Origin of the sequence: Actinotalea sp. C106, assembly GCF_023630195.1 — a bacterium.
Classification (GTDB): domain Bacteria; phylum Actinomycetota; class Actinomycetes; order Actinomycetales; family Cellulomonadaceae; genus Actinotalea.
The window spans coordinates 1-3,335 of sequence record NZ_JALPKN010000322.1 but is presented as its reverse complement, the minus strand read 5'-3'; the positions used below and the strand labels follow the sequence as shown (position 1 = coordinate 3,335).

Annotated in this window: 1 protein-coding gene; it reads left to right on the top strand. The window is 72.8% G+C overall.

The genetic code is table 11. The annotated features are described in order from the left end of the window. Window positions 1–3,335, top strand: a 3,335-nt coding sequence (gene hrpA / locus L0B03_RS15650; RefSeq protein WP_374204981.1) for an ATP-dependent RNA helicase HrpA, incomplete at both ends; no start/stop codon positions are given.

The window sequence follows — 3,335 nt, the reverse complement described above, 5'->3', positions numbered from 1 at the left end:
AGCGGGGCCACCGCGCCCCCGACCCCCGCCGTGAGGCCGAGCGTCGCGCCCGCCGGGCCGAGGCACGTCACGCCGTCGACCTGCCGCCGATCACGTACCCCGAGCAGCTGCCCGTCTCGGCGCGGCGCGAGGAGATCGCCGACGCGATCCGCGACCACCAGGTCGTCATCGTCGCGGGCGAGACAGGTTCGGGGAAGACGACCCAGCTGCCCAAGATCCTGCTCGACCTGGGCCGGGGCCGCGACGGGCAGATCGGCCACACCCAGCCACGCCGGATCGCCGCGCGCACGGTCGCCGAGCGCATCAGCGAGGAGATCACCGGCGGCTCCGGGGCCCTGGGGTCCGTGGTCGGTTACCAGGTGCGGTTCACCGACCAGTCCTCGGAGGACACGCTCGTCAAGGTCATGACCGACGGCATCCTCCTCGCGCAGATCCAGCGCGACCCCGAGCTGTGGGCCTACGACACGCTGATCATCGACGAGGCCCACGAGCGGTCCCTCAACATCGACTTCATGCTCGGCTACCTCACCCAGCTGCTGCCCAAGCGCCCTGACCTCAAGGTCGTCATCACCTCGGCGACCATCGACTCCGAGCGCTTCGCCCGGCACTTCGCCGGCCCGCCCACCGCCGAGCACCCCGACGGCGTGCCGGCCCCCGTGGTCGAGGTCACCGGCCGCACCTTCCCCGTCGAGATCCGCTACCGCCCGCTCTCCCCTGACGTCGACCCCGACGCCCCGGCCAAGGCCAAGGGCGAGGAGCGGGACCTCATGACGGCGATCTGCGAGGCCGTCGACGAGCTGTCCGTCGAGGGCCCGGGGGACGTGCTCGTGTTCCTCTCCGGGGAGCGGGAGATCCGTGACGCCGAGGACGCGCTGCGGGGGCACCTGGGCGAGCGGGCCGTGGGTTCGGGTCGGGCCGTGTCACCGCGGTCGGTCGAGATCGTGCCGCTGTACTCGCGGTTGTCCTCGGCCGAGCAGCACCGGGTGTTCGAGGCGCACTCGACCCGGCGGGTGGTGCTCGCGACCAACGTCGCCGAGACCTCGCTGACCGTGCCCGGGGTGCGCTACGTCGTCGACCCCGGGACCGCGCGCATCTCGCGGTTCTCCAAGGCCACCAAGGTGCAGCGGCTGCCCATCGAGCCGATCAGCCAGGCCAGCGCCAACCAGCGCTCGGGCCGCTGCGGGCGCGTGGCCGACGGGATCGCGATCCGGCTGTACTCCGAGGAGGACTTCGGCTCGCGGCCCGAGTTCACCGAACCCGAGATCCTGCGCACCTCGCTGGCCTCGGTGATCCTGCAGATGGTCGCGGTGGGCGTCGCGGGCAGCCCCGACGACGTCGCGAAGTTCCCCTTCGTCGAGCCCCCCGACACCCGGGCCGTGCGCGACGGGGTGCAGCTCCTCACCGAGCTCGGCGCCCTCGAGACCCGCCCCCGCCCGGCAACTCTCGTGTCAGACGCTGGGATACCTGGGGCCACCTCAGGTTCTGACACGAGATCCGGGCCTGACACGAGGTTGACCGAGGTCGGGCGGGCGCTGGCCCTGCTGCCGATGGACCCGCGGCTGGCGCGGATGATCGTCGAGGGCGGACGGCGGGACGTCGCCCGCGAGGTCATGATCATCGCGGCGGCCCTGTCGATCCAGGACCCGCGCGAGCGCCCGGCCGAGCTGCGCGCCCAGGCCGACCAGTCCCACGCGAGGTTCGCCGACCCGACGTCGGACTTCCTCACCTACCTCAACCTGTGGAACTACGTCCGCGAGCAGCAGCGTGAGCTGTCCGGCAGTGCGTTCCGGCGCCTGTGCAAGGCCGAGTACCTGAACTACCTGCGCCTGCGCGAGTGGCAGGACGTCGTCACCCAGCTCAAGGAGATGGCCAAGCCGCTCGGCATCACCCTGCGGCCCCCGGCCCGCACCTCCAACCTCGTGTCAGAAGCACAGGGTGCTCCAGGTATTCAGGGTTCCGACACGAGCTTGAGGTTGGCGTGGGATGCGGACCGGATCCACCAGTCGCTGCTCGCGGGGCTGCTGAGCCAGATCGGGATGCAGGAGGTCACCGAGGTCCGCGTCGGGGCGCGGGGCGGGGCGCCGCAGGCCAAGGGCGGCAAGCCCGCGCGCAAGCAGTCCCGCAACGAGTACCTCGGGGCCCGCGGCGCCCGGTTCGCGATCTTCCCCGGCTCGCCGCTGTCCAAGAAGCCCCCCGCCTGGATCATGGCCGGGGAGCTGGTCGAGACCTCGCGGCTGTGGGGCCGGGACGCCGCGCGCATCCAGCCCGAGTGGGCCGAGGAGCTCGCCGGGCACCTGGTCAAGCGCACCTACTCCGAGCCCGCCTGGTCCACCAAGCAGGGCGCGGCCATGGCCTCGGAGAAGGTCCTGCTCTACGGGGTGCCGATCGTCGCGCAGCGCCGCGTGCTGTACGCGAAGGTCGACGCCGAGCACGCCCGCGAGCTGTTCATCCGCCACGCCCTGGTGCAGGGCGAGTGGACCACCCACCACGCCTTCTTCCACGACAACCGGGCCTTGCTCGACGAGGCCGAGCAGCTCGAGCACCGCACCCGGCGCCGCGGCCTGGTGGTCGACGACGACGTCCTGTTCGCCTTCTACGACGAGCGGGTCCCCGCCGACGTCGTCTCCGCCCGCCACTTCGACACCTGGTGGAAGACCGCCCGGCGCCACGAGCCCGACCTGCTGACCTTCACCCTGGGCATGCTCGTGGCCGACGACGAGGCCCACGCCGCCGCGGCCGACCCGCACCAGTTCCCCAGCACCTGGCCTCAGGGCGACCTCGAGCTGCCGCTGACCTACCAGTTCCAGCCCGGCACCGAGGCCGACGGCGTGACCGTCCACATCCCCGTCGGCGTGCTCAACCGGGTGCGCCCCGAGGGCTTCGACTGGTTGGTGCCCGGCCTGCGCGAGGAGCTCGTCACCGCGACCATCCGCTCCCTGCCCAAGCCCGTGCGCGTGCAGCTGGTCCCCGCCCCCGACGTCGCCCGCGAGGTCACCGCCTGGATCGCCCAGCACATGCCCACCTGGTCCGACGTGGTGCGTGCGGCGGACATGGCGCCCAGCTTCCGCGAGGCCTTCACCCAGGCGGTCCGCGCCCTGCGCGACGTCGAGGTCCCCGAGGACGCCTGGGACGACGAGCGCCTCCCCGCCCACCTGCGCATGACCTTCCGCGTGACCGAGGCCCGCGGCTCCTCGACATCGATGGTCGACGAGGGCACCACCCTCCTGGCCCTGCAGCGCCGCCTCGCCGCCCAGACGCAGCGGGCCGTCAGCTCGGCCGTGCGCGACGCCGTCCGGGCCGCCGTGGCCGAGGCCGGTGGCTCCCGCGGGACCGCC